Annotated in this window: 1 protein-coding gene; it reads right to left on the bottom strand. The window is 64.7% G+C overall.

Annotated features, from left to right (window positions below; all coding sequences use genetic code 11):
• Positions 1 to 238 (bottom strand): hypothetical protein (locus tag FS507_RS17085; protein WP_145943845.1); only part of this gene is annotated, 238 nt, incomplete at its 3' end.
• Positions 239 to 255 lie beyond the last annotated feature (17 nt).

Raw genomic sequence — 255 nt, 5'->3', positions numbered from 1 at the left:
CCCCCTCCACACCCGCCTTCTCACCCGTACCCCCCACCTCCGCCTCTATCTCTCCCCCATCACCCCCTACCACTCCACCCATCTCCCTCACCCCCCCACCTACCTCACCTTCCACCTCCTCATCCCTCACTTCCTCCACAACCGCCACCCCGTCCACTACCTCCACAACATCACCCACCTCATCCGCGACACCTACCAACCCCCTCATCCCTCTCACCACCCCTCTCTCCGTGACCACTGCAGACCACCCCCAGG

The organism is Corynebacterium glyciniphilum AJ 3170 (assembly GCF_007673095.1).
Lineage (GTDB): Bacteria > Actinomycetota > Actinomycetes > Mycobacteriales > Mycobacteriaceae > Corynebacterium.
Note: the sequence above shows the minus strand (reverse complement) of the source record. Positions and strands in the feature narration are given on the sequence as shown.